This window comes from Achromobacter sp., from assembly GCF_050285585.1.
Classification (GTDB): domain Bacteria; phylum Pseudomonadota; class Gammaproteobacteria; order Burkholderiales; family Burkholderiaceae_B; genus Achromobacter.
The window spans coordinates 415,177-436,006 of record NZ_JBLZXF010000002.1; the positions used below are offsets into that span (position 1 = coordinate 415,177).

Annotated in this window: 22 protein-coding genes and 1 tRNA gene; 12 read left to right on the forward strand and 11 right to left on the reverse strand. The window is 64.7% G+C overall.

Features of this window, described 5'->3' with window-relative positions; all coding sequences use genetic code 11:
• Positions 1-240 precede the first annotated feature (240 nt).
• Positions 241-681: a hypothetical protein gene (locus ACN6PJ_RS05040; protein ID WP_427994803.1), complete on the reverse strand. Its 441-nt coding sequence runs from the start codon at positions 679-681 to the stop codon at positions 241-243.
• 370 nt (positions 682-1,051) lie between these two features.
• On the opposite strand from ACN6PJ_RS05040, the gene ACN6PJ_RS05045 reads away from it, so the two are divergent.
• The gene (locus ACN6PJ_RS05045) at positions 1,052-2,179 is read left to right on the forward strand and encodes an AraC family transcriptional regulator ligand-binding domain-containing protein (protein WP_427994804.1); all 1,128 of its coding nucleotides are present in this window, start codon (positions 1,052-1,054) and stop codon (positions 2,177-2,179) included.
• A 38-nt stretch (positions 2,180-2,217) separates the two neighbouring features.
• Here the strand turns inward: ACN6PJ_RS05045 and ACN6PJ_RS05050 are convergent, their stop codons facing one another.
• The 8 genes from ACN6PJ_RS05050 to ACN6PJ_RS05085 all read right to left on the reverse strand — a co-directional run bounded on the left by ACN6PJ_RS05050 (position 2,218) and on the right by ACN6PJ_RS05085 (position 8,779).
• Positions 2,218-3,012, reverse strand: coding sequence for an SDR family NAD(P)-dependent oxidoreductase (locus ACN6PJ_RS05050; protein WP_427994805.1), 795 nt, complete (start codon positions 3,010-3,012; stop codon positions 2,218-2,220).
• Between the two features lie 20 nt (positions 3,013-3,032).
• Entirely contained in the window at positions 3,033-3,539 is a 507-nt protein-coding gene (locus ACN6PJ_RS05055; RefSeq protein WP_427994806.1) for a 2,4'-dihydroxyacetophenone dioxygenase family protein, read from the reverse strand.
• Between the two features lie 28 nt (positions 3,540-3,567).
• On the reverse strand, positions 3,568-4,587 hold the full coding sequence (locus ACN6PJ_RS05060; RefSeq protein ID WP_427994807.1) for a substrate-binding domain-containing protein: 1,020 nt from the start codon (positions 4,585-4,587) through the stop codon (positions 3,568-3,570).
• A 62-nt stretch (positions 4,588-4,649) separates the two neighbouring features.
• Complete coding sequence (locus tag ACN6PJ_RS05065; protein ID WP_427994808.1) at positions 4,650-5,180, reverse strand: VOC family protein; 531 nt, start codon at positions 5,178-5,180, stop codon at positions 4,650-4,652.
• Positions 5,181-5,192: 12 nt separating this feature from the next.
• Positions 5,193-5,957 carry an SDR family NAD(P)-dependent oxidoreductase gene (locus ACN6PJ_RS05070; RefSeq protein ID WP_427994809.1) on the reverse strand — a complete coding sequence of 255 codons (765 nt, stop codon included), beginning with the start codon at positions 5,955-5,957 and terminating at the stop codon, positions 5,193-5,195.
• 58 nt (positions 5,958-6,015) lie between these two features.
• Positions 6,016-6,975 carry a Bug family tripartite tricarboxylate transporter substrate binding protein gene (locus ACN6PJ_RS05075; RefSeq protein WP_427994810.1) on the reverse strand — a complete coding sequence of 320 codons (960 nt, stop codon included), beginning with the start codon at positions 6,973-6,975 and terminating at the stop codon, positions 6,016-6,018.
• A gap of 64 nt (positions 6,976-7,039) precedes the next feature.
• A complete protein-coding gene (locus ACN6PJ_RS05080) occupies positions 7,040-7,480 on the reverse strand; it encodes an ester cyclase (RefSeq protein WP_427994811.1) in 441 nt (146 codons plus the stop codon).
• 216 nt (positions 7,481-7,696) lie between these two features.
• Positions 7,697-8,779, reverse strand: coding sequence for a flavodoxin family protein (locus tag ACN6PJ_RS05085; protein ID WP_427994812.1), 1,083 nt, complete (start codon positions 8,777-8,779; stop codon positions 7,697-7,699).
• Positions 8,780-8,996: 217 nt separating this feature from the next.
• Here ACN6PJ_RS05085 and ACN6PJ_RS05090 point away from each other — a divergent pair, with 217 nt between their 5' ends.
• The 4 genes from ACN6PJ_RS05090 (at position 8,997) to ACN6PJ_RS05105 (ending at position 12,668) form a co-directional block, all read left to right on the forward strand.
• A complete protein-coding gene (locus ACN6PJ_RS05090; RefSeq protein ID WP_427994813.1) occupies positions 8,997-9,830 on the forward strand; it encodes an alpha/beta fold hydrolase in 834 nt (277 codons plus the stop codon).
• Positions 9,831-9,857: 27 nt separating this feature from the next.
• Complete coding sequence (locus ACN6PJ_RS05095; RefSeq protein WP_427994814.1) at positions 9,858-10,775, forward strand: MBL fold metallo-hydrolase; 918 nt, start codon at positions 9,858-9,860, stop codon at positions 10,773-10,775.
• Positions 10,776-10,842: 67 nt separating this feature from the next.
• Positions 10,843-11,592: an SDR family NAD(P)-dependent oxidoreductase gene (locus ACN6PJ_RS05100; protein ID WP_427994815.1), complete on the forward strand. Its 750-nt coding sequence runs from the start codon at positions 10,843-10,845 to the stop codon at positions 11,590-11,592.
• Positions 11,593-11,705: 113 nt separating this feature from the next.
• Positions 11,706-12,668: a GNAT family N-acetyltransferase gene (locus ACN6PJ_RS05105; RefSeq protein WP_427994816.1), complete on the forward strand. Its 963-nt coding sequence runs from the start codon at positions 11,706-11,708 to the stop codon at positions 12,666-12,668.
• A gap of 50 nt (positions 12,669-12,718) precedes the next feature.
• On the opposite strand, the gene ACN6PJ_RS05110 is transcribed toward ACN6PJ_RS05105, so the two are convergent.
• The gene (locus ACN6PJ_RS05110) at positions 12,719-13,672 is read right to left on the reverse strand and encodes a DUF72 domain-containing protein (RefSeq protein ID WP_427994817.1); all 954 of its coding nucleotides are present in this window, start codon (positions 13,670-13,672) and stop codon (positions 12,719-12,721) included.
• 909 nt (positions 13,673-14,581) lie between these two features.
• Here ACN6PJ_RS05110 and ACN6PJ_RS05115 point away from each other — a divergent pair.
• Together ACN6PJ_RS05115 and ACN6PJ_RS05120 are read left to right on the forward strand one after the other, a co-directional pair.
• A complete protein-coding gene (locus ACN6PJ_RS05115; protein ID WP_427994818.1) occupies positions 14,582-15,856 on the forward strand; it encodes a hypothetical protein in 1,275 nt (424 codons plus the stop codon).
• Positions 15,853-16,650 (forward strand): hypothetical protein, encoded by a 798-nt coding sequence (locus ACN6PJ_RS05120; protein WP_427994819.1) that lies wholly within the window; start codon positions 15,853-15,855, stop codon positions 16,648-16,650. Before ACN6PJ_RS05115 ends, ACN6PJ_RS05120 begins: the two co-directional genes overlap by 4 nt.
• Before the next feature lie 632 nt (positions 16,651-17,282).
• On the opposite strand, the gene ACN6PJ_RS05125 is transcribed toward ACN6PJ_RS05120, so the two are convergent.
• Positions 17,283-17,356, reverse strand: a tRNA-Gly gene (locus ACN6PJ_RS05125).
• Between the two features lie 159 nt (positions 17,357-17,515).
• On the opposite strand from ACN6PJ_RS05125, the gene trmB reads away from it, so the two are divergent.
• The 5 genes from trmB (at position 17,516) to lysM (ending at position 20,608) form a co-directional block, all read left to right on the forward strand.
• Positions 17,516-18,349: a tRNA (guanosine(46)-N7)-methyltransferase TrmB gene (gene trmB / locus ACN6PJ_RS05130; RefSeq protein ID WP_427994820.1), complete on the forward strand. Its 834-nt coding sequence runs from the start codon at positions 17,516-17,518 to the stop codon at positions 18,347-18,349.
• On the forward strand, positions 18,349-19,287 hold the full coding sequence (pip, locus tag ACN6PJ_RS05135; RefSeq protein WP_427994821.1) for a prolyl aminopeptidase: 939 nt from the start codon (positions 18,349-18,351) through the stop codon (positions 19,285-19,287). The genes trmB and pip overlap by 1 nt, the downstream gene beginning before the upstream one ends.
• A gap of 17 nt (positions 19,288-19,304) precedes the next feature.
• On the forward strand, positions 19,305-19,505 hold the full coding sequence (gene thiS, locus ACN6PJ_RS05140) for a sulfur carrier protein ThiS (RefSeq protein WP_427994822.1): 201 nt from the start codon (positions 19,305-19,307) through the stop codon (positions 19,503-19,505).
• A gap of 295 nt (positions 19,506-19,800) precedes the next feature.
• Positions 19,801-20,118 (forward strand): hypothetical protein, encoded by a 318-nt coding sequence (locus ACN6PJ_RS05145; protein WP_427994823.1) that lies wholly within the window; start codon positions 19,801-19,803, stop codon positions 20,116-20,118.
• 43 nt (positions 20,119-20,161) lie between these two features.
• On the forward strand, positions 20,162-20,608 hold the full coding sequence (gene lysM, locus ACN6PJ_RS05150) for a peptidoglycan-binding protein LysM (RefSeq protein WP_427994824.1): 447 nt from the start codon (positions 20,162-20,164) through the stop codon (positions 20,606-20,608).
• Positions 20,609-20,830: the final 222 nt, after the last annotated feature.

The window sequence follows — 20,830 nt, forward strand, 5'->3', positions numbered from 1 at the left end:
CATCGCCGCCAGCAGCAGGGCCGCCAGCCAGGGCCTTTCCCGCCGGCGCCGCCAAAAGCTGGCGGCATGAGCGTGGGGCAGAAAAGAAATCGATGCTGTCGTCGCGGATCTAACCACTAAAGAGTCTCCTTTACGATCAAGGCCCAGGAAGCGGCGCGCGGCCCGGGTCGCAAGGCCGCCGCAGGTCCGATGATAAAGGCCACCCGCCCGCGGCTCCGATTTCGAGGGAAAAAAAGGGTGTCAGACTGAACCCGCGCGCGTCGAGTTTCTCGACCGGCCGTTCTGGATCGCGGCGAAGAAGAATGCGGTGGTAAGGCCGAACAGAACGAGCCCGTTCACCGCTTCGATGGCCCCCACGAGCCGCCAGTGAGGCGGCAGGAAGGCCGGCGCGTGCCCATAGCTGGTTATCGCCTCCAGCGAATAGAGAATCGCCTCGGCAAGGCTGGGCACGGCGCCGATATGCACGTACAGGAATGCCCAGGCCAGCGCCTCCAGGGCATGGAGGACGGCGGCAAACAAGGCAAAGAGCGCAACGGAGACGCCGAACAGGATTTTGCTTTGGGCCAGATGGGCGGGGGCGGCGGCCAGCATCCGGGCCATCGCCAGAAACGCCGTTACGTGCACGACGATGGTGGCGACGAACAATGGCAGGCCCCACAGCCAGTCATCTTCCCAACTCATGCGATGCCTCCTGGCCCTGGGAGGGGCCGCAGCAGCCGGCTCGACGCGCAAGGCCTCCATTCAAACGAACAGGAAAGTGTAAAGGCGATTTTTGCGAGCGTCTGTTCACCTTTCGGGTTAAACCGCCCCGCGCCCTCCTTGCCTTCGCGGAGAACACGCTACGGGATCTCCCTCGGCAGGCGCTTGCGTTGTGCACAGCACCAAGACCTGTGTCCCCGGCCCGGCCCCTTCCGCCGGTGTTGTAAAACGGCAGCACAGGCAACCGGTTCGCCCGGGCGCCTGTAATATCGACCCACCAAGAAAAACCGGCTTCTGCAAGGCAGAAACATGCCCGCAGATTCACGCAACGACAGGCCAAGGGTAGTCAGAAGTGAATCACGCCGCCACTCATTTGACGCCGCCGCCCGCCCGGCCGGACCTGCATTTTGGAACGCGCGCGCCGCCGGTCATTTCCGTCACCACCTTGGCTGGCATATCGGGGCTGGTGCGACATGCGTTCGGCGAGAAAATCCTGCGGCACGCCAAGCAGGCCGTGATGCTTGATTTCGAACTGATCGAAAACCACGAATGCTTCGTGCCCCAGGCCCTCATGACCGATTTCCTGTGGGAAATCGAGCGGCGCTCCGGCGGCGTGAACCTCGGGCTGTTTTCCGCCCCGCACCTGTCGCTGACGACCTACGGCCGCTGGGGCGAATATGTCCTGGCCGCCGACAGCCTGGGCGAAGCCCTGACCCGGGCGGCCTCCTCCCTGGGCTATCACAGCACCGGCGACCGGATGACACTCTCCGTCGAAGCAGGCGTCGCCCGGGCCAGCTATTTCAACGCCACGCGGGGCCGCCGCGGTTACGTGCACGTGGCGAGCGGCACGGCGGTCGTTTTACTCAGCATTTTGCGCGCCTATCTGGGGCCGGGCTTTCTCCCGGCCTGGATTGAACTGGACATCCCGCGACCGGTGGCCGCGGCCCCGTTCGAGGACGTATACCAGTGCCCGGTCGTGTTCGGGACCAACGCCGTATCCGTCTGCATCGACGCCCGTCTGCTTGAACGCCGCGCCGATGGCCGGCACCAGCCTCGCCTGCTGACGGTCGAGGACGTGGAGCGCGCGATTTTCGAACCCGCCGGCCTGGGCAATTTCCTGGGAGTCGTCGTGGCGCACATCCACGCTCAGGTTCAAGCCGGCTCCGTGTCCATCGACAGCACCGCGCGCGCGCTCGACACCAGCGTGCGCACGCTGCAGCGGGTGCTGCGCCGCGATAGCGGATCCGACTTCCGCGAGCTGGTGAACGTCATCCGCATGCGGCGGGCCAAGGAATTGCTCGCCGGAACCCGCGCCTCGATCACGGAAATCGCGATGGAATTCGGATACTCCAGTCCGGCGAACTTCGCCCGCGCATTCCGCAACGCCGCCGGGCTGGCCCCCCATGAATACCGGCTGAGCCTGGGTTCGTCGCGGGGCAGGCCGCCGGAATCCCTGCCTCGCGGCGGCCCGGACGCTTGACGATGTACCCAGCCGGGCCCGCCGCCAGGCACGGCGGGTTACAGGCTTGCGCCGCCGTCGACGACCATCAGGCACCCGGTCACGTAGGCCGCCTCATCGGAAGCGAGGAACAGCGCCGCGTTCGCGATATCCCAGGGGCTGCCCTGGCGCCCCATGGGGCAGCGGGCGTCCCGGATCCGATGGCCTTCCGCCGCCTCGGCCTCGCCGGCATAGAGCGCATCGGCATGGGGCGTGCGTATCATCCCCGGAACAATGCAATTGCAGCGCACCTGCTCCGCGGCGTACTGGCGCGCGATCACGCGCGTCATGTGGTTAAGCCCCGCCTTTGCCGTGCTGTACGACAGGAACTGCATGGGGCTCCACTTCAGGCTGGCCGTGGAAGAAACGTTGATGATGGAACCTCCCCCGCGGGACCGCATGGACGGCACTATTGCCCGGGACATCGCCATGGCGCCCCGCAGGTTCACCGCCATGACCTGGTCCCAGGCCTCGTCCGTGACCGCCAGCAGGTCGCCCTGGATCTCGATGCCAACGTTATTGTGCAGGACGTCCACGCCGCCGTGGCGGCGCAAGACCTCCTCTACCACTGCCTCTATCCGCGGCGTATCGGTGACGTCGAGCTCGAAAGCTTCCGCCTGACCGCCCTCCTTGCGAATCATGGCGGCCGTCTCCTGCGCCGCGGCAAGGGACCTGTCGGTGCAGACGACCAGGGCGCCCTCCCGCGCGAACCGGATTGCACAGGCGGCACCGTTGCCGACCTGATCCGCGGCGGAAAAGGATTTCTTTAGCGTCCCCGCTCCGGAAACCAGGGCAATCTTGGATGCGAGCCTCATGCTCTCGAGCTCCGTCTGGTTCAGTCGCGCGTAAATTCGGCGCCGCCTTTCGGGCGGATGTAGCGCGGCAGCGGAAGGCCAGCTTTCCTGGCCGCCTGGATGATCGAATCCTCGATCGCGCCGGCGTCCCGTATGTTGGCGAACTCGCCGTCCACGAAGTTGATGTTGGCGCCGAACACGACCATGAACCCTTCCGCGGGCTCGGCCGCGCTCTCCGGCACCGAAAAGGTGTGGACGGAACCGCCGGGCTCGTACAGGTAGCTGCCTGCCGTCTGCGGATCGTCGGGATACTCCAGGTAGTTCCATTCCCCCTTGGTGGTGAAGAAATGCACCACGCCGGTATGGAAGTGCGTGGGCAGGCGCGTACCGGGCGCAAACTTGCCGTACAGCACCCAGACACCGTTCTCGCGATCGAGGAACAACGGGATGATGGAGGATCCCGGCGCGGCGCCGGGAAGCTCGACTCCATCTTCGATATTGACCGTCAGCAGGCGGTCCTGGTGGGTAATGGTGTAAGGCGTTGCCATGGCTACTCCTGGTGTCGAATTCACCGATTCAAGTGGGGGCGGCGGGGCCGCAGGATTCGCGCAATATCAGCTGTGTCTTGATGACAATGCGCTCGTTGTGCGCGGGCGCGGTCTGGCGATCGAGCTGCTTCAGCACCAGTTGCGCCGCGCAGGTTCCGACCACCTCCAGGTCCCAGCTCAATGAGGTGATGGTCGGACTGAAAAGTTGGGACAGATCGGTATCGCCGATGCTGATCACGCTGACATCGCGCGGCACCGAATAGCCCGTGTGGCGGATGGCCTGGAGCGCGCCCGACAGGATTCTCGTTCCCAGGCAGATGAAGGCGGTGGGCCGTTCCGCGTAGGACAGCAGCGACATCGCTTCCGCAAAGGCGAACTGCATCGCCGAATGCTCCGCCCGAATGAAGGCCGGCTCCGGTTCCAGGTTGCGGTCTTCGAACGCCTTGCGGAAGCCGGCGATTCTTTCCTTGCCCGTCCGCAGCTCGGTTCCCGGCGTGAGCAGCGCGATGCGGGTATGGCCCAGGTTCAACAGGTATTGCGTCGCCTGGAGCGCGCCCGAGAAATGGTCGACCAGTATCCCCGCGCAGCTTGCGCCGAAATCCCGGTCCAGCGCCACGACCGGGATCTCGCGGGACAGCTTCTCGATCAGTTCGGCGGATTCCTTCTCGCACGGCCCGAGAATGAGCGCGTCGACGCGACGGCCGCGGAAGATCTCGATCAACGAGTCCTCGCGCTTGCGCTCGTTGTGCGTGCTGGCGACGAGCAGCGAATATCCCTCTGCCTGCAACGCCGCCTCGGTAGCGGTGATAATGCGTGCATACAACGGGTTGGCCAGATCCGAAACGAGAAGGCCGATGACGCCGGACGAGCGCGTGCGCAGGCTGCGGGCGACGGGATCCGGCTTGTATTCCAGTTCGCGGGCGGCCTGTTCGACGGCGGCGATGGCGGCATCGCTGACCCGGCCCGTGCGATTCAACGCGCGCGAGGCCGTGCCCAGGGATACGCCCGCCTTCCTGGCGACGTCACGGATGGTGATTCGGTCTTTCATGGTCGGATCTTTGCCTGTGCCAAAAGGGCCTAACATACACCGTCTTCCGGCCCCGGCCGCGATCAGGTCCGAGGCCGGATCGGCGCGGTTCCATCCCATGTTTCGCTGGCCTTCCTGATTTCGGCGAAGTATTCGCCCTTCCCGCCCTTCATCTCCGAAATTTCGATCATTGCGCTGGGGAGCTCGGGATGAACGAAGTAGGCGAAGCGCCCGCGCAGACCCATCCGCCCGCCATGGCCCTCGACGTACCCGCGTTCCAGCAGACGCGCGGTGAACTCGTCGAAGCGGTCCAAGGTCCAGAACGCAATGTGCTGAGCGCATTCGCCGGCGCGGCTCAGCGAATCCAGATACAGCGAGGGCGCATCGTCGCGCTGCTGGATCAGCTCAATCTGAAGATCGCCGGAATTGGCCAGGGCGATGGACAGCTTGGGCGGCCTGGACTCCCGCCCCTGGTAACGGAACTCGGTCGTGCCCACGTCTTCTTTGTAGAACCATGGCCCCACGCCCAAAACGCCGGACCAGTGCGCCATCGCTTTTTCGATGTCTCGCACCACGTAGCCGACCTGACGGACTCCCCCCAGGAAAATGCTCATCTTTGCTCCCGCTCAGTTCATGTGCGCGCCGCCGTTGATATCCAACGTGGTGCCCGTGATGTAGCTCGCCAGATCGCTGGCGAGAAAGAGACAGCCGCTAGCGACTTCCTGCGGCCGTCCGGCGCGCCGCAACGGCCAGGCCTGCGCAAGTTCGTCCTTGCTTTCGTCGGAGCGGCCGGTACGCGAGAAATCCGTGGTGATCAGCCCCGGCGCGATGGCGTTGGCGCGTATGCCGCAGGGGCCGAATTCCTTGGCAATCGCGCGAACCATGCCCTGGACTCCGGCTTTCGCGGCGCAATAATGCGCGCCGCCGAAGATGCCGCCGCCGTTCTGCGCCGACAGCGACGATATGCAGATGATGCTGCCGGCGCCCCGCCCGGCCATGTACGGCACGGCGGCCTGGCTCAGGTTGAAGACGCCGCTCAGGTTCACGCGCAGGATGCGGTCGAAGTCGCCTTCCGTAATTTCCCGGAAACCGGCCTTCTGCGTGATCGCGGCATTGTTGACGAGTACGTCGATCCGCCCCTCGGACCACTTCGCAACCCGCCGGACAGCGCCGCGGCACTGCCCCGCGTCGCCGACGTCGCACCGCAACGCCAGCAGCCGGGAAGGCGGCGCGCCGATGTCCGCGGCGCTCTGCCGTATGCCTTCCTCGTCCAGGTCGAGGATCGCCACGCGCGCGCCATGTTCCAGGAACAGCCGCGCGGCGGCCTTGCCGATGCCCTTGGGATGGGCCGCGCCCGAGATGATGGCGACGCGGTCTTCGAGCAATGTCATGGAAGTCTCGTGTTCAGGAATGCGGGCGGGAGGCCGCCCGCTACCGATGGAAAGGGCATTACTGCGGTTTGATGCCGGCGTCGCGCGCGATCGCCTTCCATGCATCGATGTCGGCGATGCTGGCCTTTTGATGCGCGGGGCCCGGCACGTACTGCGCGGTAATACCCAGCCCGAGCAGCTTCTCGACCACGTCCGGCTCCTTGAGCACCTTTTCCAGCGTGCCCGACAGCCGGTCGACGATAGCCGCCGGCGTGCCAGCCGGGACGTACATCGCCCAGTTCAGGTCCCGGTCGAAATCGATGCCCTGCTCCTTGTAGCTGCGGATATCGGGCACGCTCGGAGATCTCTTGGTACAGGCGGCCAGCGCCTTGACCTTGTGCTGCGCGATCATCGGCGTGGCGGTCGCCATATCGACGAATCCTAGGTCGACATGGCCTCCGATGACGTCGGTGATGATCTGGGTGGTGCCCTTGTAGGGCACGTGCTGCAACTTCACGTCGCCCTTCTGGACCAGGACCTCTCCGCAGAAATGGCCGGTCGATCCGATCCCCCAGCTGCCGTACTGCACGGGGTCTTTCCGCGACGTCGCCAGCTTCCTGACGCCATCGATATCGTCGGCGGGGAAATCGTTGTTGGCGATGACCATGATCGCCGAGTTGCCGATGGCGCCCAGCGAAGCGAAGCTCTTGATTGGATCGTAGGGCAGGTCCTTGTAGACCGAAGGGGAAAGAATGTGGGTCGTCATCCCGCCGATCGTGATGGTGTAGCCATCCGGAGCCGATCGCGCGACGGAGGCGATGCCTATCGTTCCGCCCGCGCCGGGCTTGTTCTCCACGATGACGGGCTGTTTCAGCTCCGCCGAGAACCGCTCGGCCAGGATGCGGCCCAGCGTATCGCCCCCGCCTCCCGCGGAGAAAGGCAGCAGCATGCGGATGGGACGGCTGGGATAGTCGTCGGCATGGACCGGCGCCGAGACGAGCATGGCGAGCAGCGTCGCTGCGAAGGACAGCGTTTTCATTTTTGTCTCCTCTGAAGTGGCCTCCTGATTCCGGCCCGGTCAGGGGCCGTTCAGGATTGTTTTGCTACATCAACCCGAGCGATCGCAGCTTCGCGTTCTGGCAGGTGTAGGGGCGTTCGCAGATGATCTTGTTGGAATTCGGCGCGAACTCGAAGCTTGCCGCCATGCGTACACGGAACCGGCGTCCGGTGGGCTCATAGGTTTTGCCATCCACGGAGAATGGCCCGGCGTGCGTGCCGGAGAGCCAGAACTCGACCAGGACCGTATCCGTGTCGTCGGCCGCGGCCACCGCGATGATCTCGTTCTTCAGGTCGGGGAAGGATGCGCGCGAAGAATGGAAGTAGCCCATCACCTCGTCCACGCCCTCGAACGTCGCGCCGCTGGAGTGCATTTCGTAACGGGGATGCTCGAAGGTATCGATCACCTTGTCCCATTCCTGGACGCACTCCAGCGCCATGTGATCGATGACGGTCTGGACCCGCGCGGCTTGAAGCTCCTTGCTCATGGTCAGCTTTCTCTCTGATGTGGAAACGTTTCCGCAAATTATGCGGGGCATTTCTTACGAAGAAAGCTAGGGATAACCATAATTTGTGGAAACGATTCCCTTCTGCAATCGCGCGTGCGTGGAATATGCATCGCGTCGCGGGCGGCAGGAGGACGCGCCCTGCCGCTCAGACCAGGAAGATGCCGCTATTTCGGGGCTCGATAAGCCCCCGCGCCTTCATTTCGGCCTGGGATCCCTGATCCCCCGAGCCGGCTCCGTCAGTTCTCCCCGCCGCAGCCGCGGCAGGCAATTGACCATGGCGCGCGCCACGTTGCGCACTTCCTGCCGCACCGCCCCATCCTGGTCCAGCTCATCATGGCTCGTGGCATAGGGGCGGTAATAGCCGATATACCGATCCAGCCGCGAGGCCGCGCCGGCATCGATCAGCCCCATCCAATCGAGCCAGTCGCTCAGGGCGCGCCGTTGTCCTTCGATGCCGGCCACGTCGCCATGCACGACCAGCCCGTAGGCCCGGCCGGCCAAATGCTTGGGGTACGGCCAGCCCGCCAGTTCGACCTGCTTGGCCTTGAGCGGATCCTTGCCGCCGGTCAGTGTCGGATCGGGATTGCCGCCATCGGCGCACACCAGCCGGTCGATCATCAGCTTCAAAGGGCTGGGCGACTGGTACCAATACGTGGGCGCGACCAGAATCACGCCGTGGGCCGCCACCCATTGCTCGTAGATTTCCGCCATGGCATCGTTGTCCTGGCCCAGCGAATGATTCGGATAACAGCTGCAAGGCCAATGGCAGAGCGGCATCGCGGTCGAGACGCAGCCCTTGCAGGGGTGGATCTGGCACTGGTATTCGTACACCAGGCGGCTGAGGTCCAGCATATCGGCGTGCACGCGTGCCGCCTGCAATTCCTCCACTACGATGCGGGCCAGCCGCCAACTCTTGGAGACCTCGCCCGGACAGGTGCCGTCATTGCGCGAAGCGCCGACGATCACCAGGACGCGCGATGGCGTGTCCGGGTCCTGCTGCACCCGCGCGGCGCGCGCCAGCCGGTCGCGCGTTTCCTTCCATTCGACCGACAGGTCGAAACCCGGATCGGAGAATTCCGGCCCCGCCTTCACGGTAACGGGCGACTTGCGGCCCTGTACGTAGGCCTCCCAGGCGATCGCCTCCAGGCGCTCCAGAGCTTCCCGCTCGGCCTTGAAGGCCGGGTCGTAGAAGCGCCGCATGAAGCGCTCACGGAAAGTCTCGCGCGCGAGCGGGCCCGGGTATTGCCCCTTGCGCACCGTTGGCGTCGGGTTTTTCATGCCGGCGCGGCGAAACAGGCGTTCGAGTTCGGCATGTCGATCCTCCCTGTCCAGACAGACACCGCGAGCAGCAAGCGGCGTGCCCGGCCCGGGCGCGCCGCTATTGGTGCGCGCAGCACAACAGAGTGCTTCCGGCGCCGGGCCTACCGCGCGCAAGTCGCCAGACCTACGATGCCTTCACCATCAGCGCAGTCCTCTATCCAACCGGAGCACACTCATGACCAGGCACACCATCACCACCACGGACGGTACGCAGATCTACTACAAAGACTGGGGCGTAGGCCCTGTCGTCACTTTTTCTCACGGCTGGCCGCTGAACGCGGACGCCTGGGACGGGCAGATGCACTTCCTGGCGCAGAACGGCTTTCGCGTCATCGCGCACGACCGCCGCGGGCATGGACGTTCGTCGCAACCCTCGGCCGGCAATGACATGAACGGCTACGCCGACGACCTCGCGCAGCTGATCGAAGCGCTCGATCTCAAGAACATCACGATGGTGGGCCACTCGACCGGCGGCGGCGAAGTGGTGCGCTACATCGGCCGCCACGGCACCGGACGCGTAGCCCGCGCCGTGCTCATCGGCGCGGTGCCGCCGGTGATGCTGAAGTCGGCCGCCAATCCCGAAGGGCTGCCGATCGACGTCTTCGACGGCATCCGCAGCGGCGTGGCGGGAGATCGCTCCCAGTTCTACAAGGACCTGGCCATTCCCTTCTATGGCGCCAACCGCGCCGGCGCCAAGGTCTCGCAAGGCATGCTGGACCAATTCTGGCTGTGGAGCATGCAAAGCGGCCAGAAGAACGCCTATGAATGCGTGAAGGCCTTCTCCGAAACCGACTTCACCGAAGACCTGAAGAAGGTCGACGTGCCGACGCTGTTCATGCATGGAGAAGACGACCAGATCGTGCCCGTGCACGATTCCGCGAAAAAGGCCGCGCGGCTGGTGAAGCACGCCAAGGAAATCTATTACCCCGGCGCTCCGCACGGGCTCACCGCCACCATGCAGGACCGCATCAACGCCGACCTGCTCGCCTTCCTCCGCACCCCGGCCTGACCGCCTCAATTTCCTGGAGATCCCGCCATGCTTGCCATAGACCACGCCTTGCCCCCCAACGTAGAACGGCCCATCGATCTGGTCCCCTCCCGCTACGCGGTGCAGATCGGAGAGATCGATGCGCTGGTGGTCAGCGACGGAGTGCTGCCGCTGCCGACCTCGACGATGGCCACGAATGCCGATCCGGCCGATCTGGCGAACTGGCTTGAACATATGTTCATGCCGCTCGACGCGTTCGATTGGCCCCTGAACGTGATGGTGGCCCGCAGCGGGAACCAGACCATTCTTATCGACGCCGGGCTGGGCGGACAGTTCGCGGGTTTCCCGCGCGCCGGGCAGTTCCCTCAGCGGCTGGAAGCGGCCGGCATCGCGCTGGAGTCCGTGACGGACATCATCATCACCCATATGCATATGGACCACGTGGGCGGGCTGCTCGTGCCCGGCGTCAAAGAACGCCTCAGCCCCGACGTGCGCATCCACGTGTCGGCGACCGAAGTCGAGTTCTGGACCTCTCCCGATTTCTCCCACACCGTCATGCCCAAGCCCGTGCCGGCCGTGCTCCGCTCCACCGCCACCAGCTTCTACAACGAATACCGCGATCAGTTGCGGATCTTCCAGGACAAGCACGAGGTCGCGCCGGGCGTGATCGTCCGCCTCACCGGCGGTCACACCCCGGGGCACAGTGTCGTCGACCTGGTGTCGGGCGGAGAACGGCTGACCTTCGCCGGCGACGCCGTGTTCCCGGTCGGCTTCGACCACCCCGAGTGGCACAACGGCTTCGAGCACGACCCCGTGGAATCGGCCCGCGTCCGCATCGCGCTCTTCCAGGAACTGGCGAAGAACCGCGGGCTGCTGGTGGCCGCCCACCTGCCGTTCCCGTCCGTCGGGCGGGTGGCGATCGACGGCGACGCGTTCCGCTGGGTCCCGGTCATCTGGGACTACTGATCGATACACCGCTCGCGCGGCGGCCGGCTGCGGCAGCGTCGGCCGACGCGCCCATTAAGGAATGCAGATGCAAAAACTCTCAGGCAAGACCGCTGTCATCACCGGCGGCAACAGCGGCATCGGCTTCGCCGCGGCCCAGGCCTTCGTGGCCGAAGGCGCGCGCGTCATCATCGTCGGGCGGCGGCGGCAGGCCGTGGACGAGGCGGTGGCGCGGTTGGGCGCGTCCGCCCTCGGCGTGGTGGGCGACATCGGCGACCTGTCCACCCACGATCGCCTGCTGGCCGAAGTCCGCGCGCGCTTCGGCGCCATCGACGTCTACATGGCCAACGCCGGCATGAACAACATCGAGCCCTCGCTGTCCGTGAGCGCCGACAGCTACGACACCCAGTTCGCCACCAACACGCGGGCCGTGTTCTTCGGCGTGACCAAGGCTTTGCCCCTGATGCGGGACGGCGCCTCCATCATCCTCACCGGTTCCATCGCCAGCGCCAAGGTGCTGGAAAACCACGCGGTCTACGCCGGCTCCAAGGCGGCGATAGGCGCCTTCGCGCGCGCCTGGGCGCTGGAATTCAAGGCAAGAAGGATACGCGTCAACGTGCTGAGCCCGGGCCCCACCGACACCCCCATCCTCGAAAAACTGGGCGTGTCCGAATCGGACCGCCCCGCTTTCGAGCAGGGCATGGCCTCGGCCATCCCCCTGGGACGCCTGGCGCATTCGGACGAGCTGGCGCGCGCCGCCGTATTCCTGGCTTCGGACGACAGCAGTTTCGTCACCGGAGTGGACCTGCGCGTCGATGGCGGGATCGCGCTGACGTAAGGCCGGGCCTACCGTTCGGAAACGCTCGCGCAGCAGCTGGCAGCCGCTTCCCGTGCTGCCAGGCATCCGCTCGCATTCCGTCCTAAAATGGCGGTTTTGCCGAAAGAACCGTCATGGCCATAGCCATGAAGGGCTTTCATCCTTTACAAATAAGTGTGGTGAAGATGAACAAGCCTTTCATTTCGCTGTGCCCAGAAATCACCCGGGCGCACGCGCTGACTCTGATGGATTGGTTGGAAGACGAGCGCGTCACCTGCTATCTGAGTGATTCGCGCCATGTCTCCCGCTTCATCGAGCAAGCCATCGATCGGACCCAGCTGCCGATCTTGACCCATCTATTCAACCAGGGCGGCCGATTCTTCATGGCCTATGACCGGGACGACGTCCCGGTGGGCTTCGTCCGCCTCGTCAAGACCGGCCCGGACTGCGAGATCGTCCTGGTCATCGGAGACTGCGACAACTGGGGCCGAAACCTTGGCGCCAGCACGATCCGCGAAGGCATGAAGCTGGCCTTCCTCGACATGCGGTCCGAGAAGCTCATCGCCAAGATCCATCCGGATAATGCGCGCTCGCTGAAGGCCTTTCTGCGCATCGGCTTTCTGCCTGAAGGCGAAACGCCGACATTGAAGTCACTTTCCATGACTGCAGGGCGCTATCTGCGGCTTCTGCGCGAAGGCGCCGTCGGCGACTCCACCGATATCTACATTACCGAGATCGACAAGGCCCGGCTCAAGAGCCTGATCGAGCTCGAACAAGGCCCCGCTATCGTCGAACTCGAGCACGAGCTCGAGCGGGCCATTGTCGTCAAGCCGCAGCAGGTGGCGCGCAATGTCGTCACGATGAACTCCAGGGCCTTGCTGCAACTGGACGATGAAGAAATGGAAGTGGCCCTGGTCTACCCTGAAGACGCGGATAGCAGCGCGGGGAAGTTTTCCGTGTGCTCCGACGTCGGGGCCGCCATCCTGGGCTATCAGGAGGGAGACGCCATCGACTGGCGGATTTCGGACCGGACCCGCCGGATCGGGATCAGGAAGGTGCTTTACCAGCCGGAAGCCGCAGGGGATTTCCACCTCTGATGGTGTGCGCGCGGCGGCATGCCCAGCGGAGGCAAACGAGCAGGCCGGCCCTACGCCGCAATGGCCTGGGCCAGCATCTGGATGGACAGCGGCGCGCAGCCCTCGGCATCGTTGCTGATCGTCACGTAGGCCGGCTGGCCCGCGCCCGTGATTCCGCGGATCGTGCGCGCCAGCACCGTTCGGGTAGGGAGATCCTCGCTGAGAATGGCATTGAACGGATCGTGCTTTTTCTGCGCGTCGGCATAGCCATACGCGCCGAAAATCCGGTTCAGGTTCCACCGGCAGACCAGCGGCCCCGGCCATAGTGCGCGCAGTATCGGCAGTTGCGCGTCGATGGGCGGCATCTTGCCATGCAGGCCCAGGCAGAAAGTGGCCCCTTGCGCCTTGAGCGTATCGACCAGCGGCCGAACCAGCAGTTCAGGGTCCCGCACTTCCACCGCGACGATCACCGCGCCATGCCCGGACAACGCCTCCCGGACCGCCGCCAGCATGCGGCCCAGCTTCTCGAACAGCGCCGCAGGGCGGCTCAGCCACCCCCAAGGCAGCGGACTCAGCTGGAACACCAGGACGCCGAGCTTGGCGCCCAGGCCTTCGAGCGTCGGCCGCACGAATTCCTCGACGACCAGCGATGGATCGAGAAAAGCCGGGTTGGCCGCGCGCGCCCTGCCCTCTTCGCCACGCGCCTGAGCGTCGGTAATGCTGGCGGGACACTTGACGACGAAACGGAAGTCGTCGTCGACCTGCCCCGCGTAAGCGGCGTACTGGCTTGCCGTCAACGGGCGCCAGAACGTGCGGTCCACGCAGACCGTGCGCAACAGCGGATGCTGATGGTAGGCGCCAAGACCATGCTTGGACAGCGTGCTCGAATCGTATTCTCCATCCCAGACCACCCCTTCCCAGCCTGGGTATGACCAGGTAGAGACGCCAAAGCGCAGCTGCGCCGGAAGCTGCTGCGCGAGCGCGCGCCACTCCTGCGCCGCGGGCGCGGGAAGCACCTTGGCCATGCTCCGCAGGATGGAAAAGTCCGGCTGGGCTTCAGAGGCAGCCTGATTCGAGGAGTGGGAAGGAGGCGGGAGCAGCGCATCTCCGAAAAGATCGTCTTGCATACTTGTCATATGGCACGGGGCAGGCTAAAGGGTACCTGAATAGCGCCGGATAGGCAGGCCATCTGCGGCCCCCTGGCGCCCAAGCCGAACGCCGTGATGGCCGGGGGATCTTTGCGCGACGGGCCTTTCATGACACTCGATAATCACGAGGCCGGTCCGCCGGAGGTGGCGCGGCGCTCGGCGTTGCCCGGCGCGCCATCCCTCTCAACGACGCCCGTCGCGCTTCCCGCTCTCTTGGCCGCGCGCCTGCGCCGATGCGTCTCGTTCTTGATCTCCTGCCGCGGCCGGTAGCGCTCGAGCGCCTCCTGCCTTGAAGCCGCGTCATAGAGAGTGCCCGCCTTCCTATAGCCAAGACGTTCCAGTCGGCTCTTCTGTTGTGGTCAAGTTTTAGTGGACAACCTGACAGGTAGTTTTTGGCGCTCGTGATCCGCTTGGGTCTCTTGGACAGCGTCGATGTTAGTGACCGGGCCGTCATGAGCCTCCGACTTGCTGTCGGGGGCTGTATTTACGGGCAAATTCGCCCGTGTCCGCCATGGCTGGCCAGCGTGATGCGGTTCCCGCTGACCCGCAGCGTGATCCTGACCGAGAAACGTGCACGCCTGTTTCGGAAGAGGTTGGACGTGCGAGGCGGGATCGCACGCGGCGTATCCAAAGCCAGGTTCCGATAGGTGACGGGAAGGCTTTCGGAACTTTCTTAAGCTGCTCACGGGGCATCTCGTCTAGACTGGGCGGCTTTGTTCCACGGGCATCGCACCCATGATCCGTCTATCCGCCTCCAACCGCCTACGGCGACGCGCCCTTCTACTGATGCTGTTGACCGCGATCTGCGCCGAGCTGCATGCCGGCGGCCGAGTCACCGTCGTGGAAGCTGCGGACCTCCACCTGCACGCCTATCTCCAAGCAGAGACGCAACAAGTGGAGCGGCTCTCGGCATATCTTCGAACCGAGACGCCTTCGCCCTGCCCCGAGAGATGCGATATCCCTTCGCTGCCCGAGACGGCTATCCAACATCGCCTGCACAACGAACTGACCGAACGCGGAGTGGCGCAGACGCCGGCGCTGAACGCCCGCATCGGCGTGATCGCACAAGCGATGACGAAGGCGGTGCGCCGGTCGCGCTGCCAAGCGCGGTCAGCCAGCCCATTCTTCAGCATCGAACCACTGGAAGACGCTGACGAAGCCATCGTCCGCCTGCGTTGCGATCTTCCCGACGCCGCCGTTGCGCTGCGCCATGCGGCCACCTTGCGGGAACAGGGTGAGCGCGTATCGGTGGACACGCTGATGCACGCGCACCAGGCGGCGGCGGAAGCCCTGCGGCAGGCGCCGCTGCGCACCGCCGAGGTGGAGATGCTGATGTACCGCGACACCGGCGGCGTCTGGCGGCTGATGCAGCCGGCCAATTGGATGGCATATTTCCTGAGCCTGCTGGAACGTGCCGATGCGCCGGCCACCGCGGTACCGGCAGCCAATCTGTATCTCCGGGCATATCTGGGCTTCGCCGCCGCAGATCGGCAACGGCAGGAGGATTATCTGCAATCCGCGCGGGACCCCATGTGGGACGGCCCGGACGCCACGCTGGCGGATCTGCTGACCTCGCTCGGCCAGGACAGCACATGGGGCGAGGAGACATCCATCGCCCGGCTGACATCGACCTTCGTGATCAACCATAGCGAAGACAACCGACTCATCCGCCTGTTCGACGGAATATCCGGGCAGCGCATCCGCGCGCTCTCCCAGCAGATGGTCGCCGTCATGAAGGCGGCACAATGCACGGCCACGCAGGTGGACGCGCTTCCGCTGGACCACAGTCGTAACGTGCGCGTGTCCGTCCGCTGCCAGCTTCCGGACATTTCCGCGGTCAACGCCACGATCCAGCAACGTGTCGACGCCGGAGTCCCGGTCACCGAGGAGGACGTGAACGCCTTGATCGCTGCGCTTGCGTCGCCCATCCGGCATGCCCGCACCAGCTCACTGGAATTGGCCCTCATCGGCGCGCGCGGAGATACGTGGTATGTGCCGCCGAGCAAGGTTTCCGACATGGGACTGACGATGCTGTTTTCTGGAGGCCAGGACGCGCCATGACTGCCCGCAAGCGATTTTTCGTTCCCGTGAGCGCACATGCCGTCCCGCGTTCGCGCATCTTCGCACGCACACTTTTCTCAGGAGCGCTATTGGTCTCCGTTTTCCTGGCAACGAGCGCGCACTGCACCTCATCGACGTCGGAGAAGGACCCGGCGGAAGTTACCCGCCTCTACCTTGCGACTTACCTCAACGGAGATGTCGACAGCGCACGCGCACTGCACGCCTACCTGCACGGTGGCACGGCGGGATTCGAGTCGTCGGATGAGTACCGCACGGTCAAGGCCAAGCAGGACATGCTCTCGCAATTGCGGGAGCTGCCTCTGAGCGACCTCTTACAGATGAGCGGGACGACGTTTCCGGAGGGCCATGACGGCGAACAATTCGAGCCCAGCCTGCGCCGTGCCTATGAACAAGCCGCGCAACTGTTGTTCGGAGCTTCTTGCGACATTCTCGGGCACCGCATCGATCACATGCCGGGAAAGCCTCCGGTGGCATCCGTGCCCTTTGATTGCGTCTTTCTGCAGCCCCCCTCACTGCCGGATACAACGATAGCCACCGCGCGGGAGCTCACCGCCATCCTGGACCAGTACGCAGCATCAATGACACGCAAGGCTAACCGGCGTGAATGGTATTTCAGCTTAGTGCTCCGGCAATCGGCTGACGGGCGCTGGCGCTCGGACGACGATGCAACCGACGCTCTGCTGATGCGCTTGGCACTGTCTTCCACGGAGACCTACGATAAGACGCCCAACGATCTGCGCGGTCCGCAGGCGTCTGATTCCAGGTCGCCTTGATACCGGATACCCGGAGCGGTTCAAGGGGCAGGCCCACCGTCCCCTCATGTACCAGATCCTCAAGTCGTAGCCTGTGGAAATAATCGCGTTCCTTAGTGTTGCGATCCAGCGGATGTCCATGCGTGTGTCTTTCTCCCGAGGGGGGGCTGACCGGTATCCGCGTCTAAATGGGTACCGAATCGAGTGCACCTAATTAGCTGCTAGCTGAATAGTCACGATAAATTTCCCTAGGCCCTTACTTGCCTCTATCAGCTTCCCCGAAGCATCCGCAACGGCCTTCGTAGCTTTCGCAACGTCTCGTGTGGTTTCAGGGCCCGGACTCATGTCGGTCCTTGGTGGCTTAGGTTGCTCGGCAGGTGTGCATCGCTGGCCGCACTCGTTCAGTGCCATCACTTTGCTGATACCTGAGGTCGCCCGCTGATCGGTTGGGAAGCTGACGGAGCCCCCCTGCGAGGGAAATTCCGGCGCGTGCAAGACGTGCTACCCCTGCGGAAAATCGCAGCGAAATTTGGCTTCGGGCGTCCGGAACACTTGGGGCCAATTCTGGGACACTGCGCCCTAGAATCGGCCACCAACCGTCTGCATGCCCCTCGGACGGACACGCGGAAACGACTTGATATTCTGGTGGAAAGTGGAGCGGGTGATGGGAATCGAACCCACGCTTGAGGCTTGGGAAGCCGCCGTTCTACCATTGAACTACACCCGCTCGGGTGTCGTGCCCCGGCGCGAAGCCGAAGCAGAGGCGGCGATTATAGCGCGGGTTTTTCCTTGCCGGGCAGGCGGCGCGGCCGCCGACTCAATGCGTCCCTAATTTAGTGCGTTTGGGCGACACCGGCCCGCCGGGCCTGCCACTACAATTCGGGCTATGAATACGAACACCCCCGAAAATCCTCCCGCGACGCCCGCGCCCGCAGCGGCCCCGGCTTCGGCGCAGCGCCCCGAAACGCCCGAGGGCCGCGGCGCGCCCGCCGCCGTTTCCCCCCAGACGCAGGCCGCCCTGGCGAGCGCCGCGCACGCGCCCAACAGCCCGGGCGCCACGCATATCCGCAGCTTCGTGCATCGCCGCGGCCACATCACGCAGGGCCAGTTGGCGGCGCTGGAGCGCCTGATGGGCCAGTGGTCCATCCCCTACGCTCCCCGCCGGCTGGATCCCGCCGCGGCCTTCGGCCGGCAGGCGCCGACCGTGCTGGAAATCGGTTTCGGCATGGGCGAAACCACCGAGAAGATCGCGCTCGCCCGTCCCGGCGACAATTTCCTGGGCGTGGAAGTGTTCAACGCCGGCGTGGGTTCGTTGCTGCGCCGCATTGAAGACTCCAACATCCAGAACCTGCGCATCATCCAGCACGATGCCGTCGAGGTGGTGCGCGACATGATCGCGCCCGACTCGCTGGCGGGCGTGCACGTCTATTTCCCGGATCCCTGGCCGAAGAAGCGGCACCACAAGCGCCGCCTGCTGCAACCCGCGTTCGTGTCGCTGCTGGCCAGCCGCATCGCGCCGGGCGGCTACATCCATTGCGCGACGGACTGGGAAGACTACGCGGTGCAGATGCTGGAAGTGCTGAGCAACGAACCGCTGCTTGCGAACACCGAGGACGGCTACGCGCCGCGCCCCGACTACCGCCCCCTGACCAAATTCGAGACGCGCGGCCTGCGGCTGGGCCACGGCGTCTGGGACCTGATCTTCAAGCGAGTCGCCTAATGCTCTACCCTCCCATCGAACCCTACCGCCAAGGCACGCTGGATACCGGCGACGGCCACCAGATCTATTGGGAACTCTGCGGGAACCCGCAGGGCAAGCCGGCCGTATTCCTGCACGGCGGCCCGGGCAGCGGCTGCTCGCCCGTGCACCGCCAGCTGTTCGATCCGCAGCGCTACAACGTGCTGCTTTTCGATCAGCGCGGTTGCGGCCGCTCGCAACCCCATGCCAGCCTGGAGAACAACACGACCTGGCATCTCGTGTCGGACATCGAGCGCCTGCGCACCGAAGTGATGGGCGCGGAAAAGTGGCTGGTGTTCGGCGGGTCGTGGGGGTCGACGCTGGCGCTGGCCTACGCGGAAACGCACGTGTCCCACGTGAGCGAGCTGGTGCTGCGCGGAATTTTCGGCCTGCGCCGCGCCGAGATCCAATGGTTCTACCAGGAAGGCGCGTCGTGGCTGTTCCCCGACCGCTGGGAAGAATACCTGGCGCCCATTCCGGAAAGCGAACGCGGCGACCTGGTGGCGGCATACCACAAGCGTTTGACGGGCGACGATCCGGCCGAGCAGCTGCGCGCCGCCAAGGCCTGGAGCAAGTGGGAAGACAGCACCATCACGCTGCTGCCCAGCCCGCGCCATCAGCAAAGCCACGCCGCCGACCGCGCGGCGCTGGCCTTTGCCCGCATCGAAAACCACTATTTCGTGAATGGCGGCTTCATGGAGGAAGGCCAGTTGATCCGCGACGCCCACAAGCTGCGCGGCATTCCCGGCACCATCGTCCAGGGCCGCTACGACGTATGCACGCCCGCGCGCACGGCGTGGGACCTGCACCGCGCCTGGCCCGAAGCGGACTTCCACCTGGTCCCGGACGCGGGCCATGCCTTTGATGAACCCGGCACGTTGGCGCGGCTGATCGGCGCCACCGACGCCTACGCGCGATAACTGGCAAGGAGACCTGCATGCACATCACCCTGAACGGAGACGCACGGGAGTTTCCCCTGGACACGACCGTGAACGAACTCCTCGAGACCCTGGGCTATGCCGGCAAGCGCGTGGCCGTGGAGCGCAACGGCGAGATCGTTCCCAAGAGCCAGCACGCGCAGACCTCGCTGGCCGATGGCGACCAGATCGAGATCGTGGTGGCGGTGGGCGGGGGCTGAAGGCCGCGCCTCACGCGCTTGACCGAGCGCCGACGCATCGCAGACGAGGGCCGCTGACATAGCGGCCCTCGTCGTATGTAGACCGCTGTCCGATGCGGTTTAGGTCCGGGGATGCGCATTCCCGGCAAAGTGGCCAGCATTCTTGCGTAGTCTGCCAACAGGCTAGCAACCTGTTACACGTTAACCCCTCGTCGCATGGGGAATCTGCGAGTCATAATCGTTCCTGCTGGTTTCGCACTATTGTCTTGCTGTTGTTCTAGCGTTGCACATCGCCCCACAGGGCAGAGGAGGCATCATGGACACCGCAGTCATTGTCAACCTGATCATCCAGCTTGTCGCCGGCGCCGCCGGCGGCAACGGGCTGGGGAAAATGCTTCAGCAGTTCAATCTGGGGCCATTGGGCAACACCATCGCGGGCGCCATCGGCGGCCTGGCTGGCGGTTCCTGGCTGGCCCCCATGATCACCGCGGGAGCCGGGGCGGTTGCAGCGGGCAATACGGGGCTGGATCTTTCAGCGATAGCCGGTAGCGTGGTCGGCGGCGGCGTCGGTGGCGCCGTGCTTACCTTGATCGCCGGCATCGTGCGCAAGATGTTCGTGGGCCACAAGCCCTGATCGCACTTTGTTTTCTCACCGCAACATAGATAAAGGAAACACTATGGGTCTGCTCAATTTCATTAAGGACGTCGGGGAAAAGCTCTTCGGTGCCAGCGAGGCCAAGGCCGCGACGGCAGACGAATTGAAGAAAGAGCTGGATAAGCACGGCCTGAATGCCGATGGCCTGCAGATCTCGGTCGACGGCGACAAGGTCACGGTGGCGGGCGAGGCCCTCAGCACGGAAGCGGCCGAGAAGATCGCTCTTGCCCTGGGCAATACCGTGGGCGTCGCCCAGGTGGACAACCAACTGAAAGTGAAGCAGGCCGCGCCCGAAGCCAAGATGTACACGGTGCAGAAGGGCGACAACCTGTGGAAGATCGCGGAAGCGCAGTACGGCAAGGGCCAGGGCGCGAAAAATACGCTGATCTTCGAAGCCAACAAGCCGATGCTGACCAGCCCCGACAAGATCTATCCGGGCCAGGTCCTGCGCATTCCGCCGTTGGCCTGACGTCCGACACGAACAAGCCGGAAGGCACCCATGCGCTTTCCGGCTTGCATCGCGGCAGCGCCCCCTGCTTGCCGCGATCACTTGGCCAGATGCAATGTCTGGCCATTTTTTTCGCCGCCGTATCCCCAATGAAAAATGCCCCCGGAGGGGCATTGCGGACCGACGCAAGAAGGCCTTTTCCCGCCGGGCCGTCTCAGGGAGAGAAAGCGCCCCCTAGGGAAA

What these genes read in the sequence shown, in the direction of transcription:
- ACN6PJ_RS05040 (WP_427994803.1), bottom strand. Translation starts at nt 681, where the DNA reads ATGAGTTGGGAAGATGACTGGCTGTGGGGCCTGCCATTGTTCGTCGCC.
- ACN6PJ_RS05050 (WP_427994805.1), bottom strand. Translation starts at nt 3,012, where the DNA reads ATGAGGCTCGCATCCAAGATTGCCCTGGTTTCCGGAGCGGGGACGCTA.
- ACN6PJ_RS05055 (WP_427994806.1), bottom strand. Translation starts at nt 3,539, where the DNA reads ATGGCAACGCCTTACACCATTACCCACCAGGACCGCCTGCTGACGGTC.
- ACN6PJ_RS05060 (WP_427994807.1), bottom strand. Translation starts at nt 4,587, where the DNA reads ATGAAAGACCGAATCACCATCCGTGACGTCGCCAGGAAGGCGGGCGTA.
- ACN6PJ_RS05065 (WP_427994808.1), bottom strand. Translation starts at nt 5,180, where the DNA reads ATGAGCATTTTCCTGGGGGGAGTCCGTCAGGTCGGCTACGTGGTGCGA.
- ACN6PJ_RS05070 (WP_427994809.1), bottom strand. Translation starts at nt 5,957, where the DNA reads ATGACATTGCTCGAAGACCGCGTCGCCATCATCTCGGGCGCGGCCCAT.
- ACN6PJ_RS05075 (WP_427994810.1), bottom strand. Translation starts at nt 6,975, where the DNA reads ATGAAAACGCTGTCCTTCGCAGCGACGCTGCTCGCCATGCTCGTCTCG.
- ACN6PJ_RS05080 (WP_427994811.1), bottom strand. Translation starts at nt 7,480, where the DNA reads ATGAGCAAGGAGCTTCAAGCCGCGCGGGTCCAGACCGTCATCGATCAC.
- ACN6PJ_RS05085 (WP_427994812.1), bottom strand. Translation starts at nt 8,779, where the DNA reads ATGAAAAACCCGACGCCAACGGTGCGCAAGGGGCAATACCCGGGCCCG.
- ACN6PJ_RS05090 (WP_427994813.1), top strand. Translation starts at nt 8,997, where the DNA reads ATGACCAGGCACACCATCACCACCACGGACGGTACGCAGATCTACTAC.
- ACN6PJ_RS05095 (WP_427994814.1), top strand. Translation starts at nt 9,858, where the DNA reads ATGCTTGCCATAGACCACGCCTTGCCCCCCAACGTAGAACGGCCCATC.
- ACN6PJ_RS05100 (WP_427994815.1), top strand. Translation starts at nt 10,843, where the DNA reads ATGCAAAAACTCTCAGGCAAGACCGCTGTCATCACCGGCGGCAACAGC.
- ACN6PJ_RS05105 (WP_427994816.1), top strand. Translation starts at nt 11,706, where the DNA reads ATGGCCATAGCCATGAAGGGCTTTCATCCTTTACAAATAAGTGTGGTG.
- ACN6PJ_RS05110 (WP_427994817.1), bottom strand. Translation starts at nt 13,672, where the DNA reads ATGGCCAAGGTGCTTCCCGCGCCCGCGGCGCAGGAGTGGCGCGCGCTC.
- ACN6PJ_RS05115 (WP_427994818.1), top strand. Translation starts at nt 14,582, where the DNA reads ATGCTGTTGACCGCGATCTGCGCCGAGCTGCATGCCGGCGGCCGAGTC.
- ACN6PJ_RS05120 (WP_427994819.1), top strand. Translation starts at nt 15,853, where the DNA reads ATGACTGCCCGCAAGCGATTTTTCGTTCCCGTGAGCGCACATGCCGTC.
- trmB (WP_427994820.1), top strand. Translation starts at nt 17,516, where the DNA reads ATGAATACGAACACCCCCGAAAATCCTCCCGCGACGCCCGCGCCCGCA.
- pip (WP_427994821.1), top strand. Translation starts at nt 18,349, where the DNA reads ATGCTCTACCCTCCCATCGAACCCTACCGCCAAGGCACGCTGGATACC.
- thiS (WP_427994822.1), top strand. Translation starts at nt 19,305, where the DNA reads ATGCACATCACCCTGAACGGAGACGCACGGGAGTTTCCCCTGGACACG.
- ACN6PJ_RS05145 (WP_427994823.1), top strand. Translation starts at nt 19,801, where the DNA reads ATGGACACCGCAGTCATTGTCAACCTGATCATCCAGCTTGTCGCCGGC.
- lysM (WP_427994824.1), top strand. Translation starts at nt 20,162, where the DNA reads ATGGGTCTGCTCAATTTCATTAAGGACGTCGGGGAAAAGCTCTTCGGT.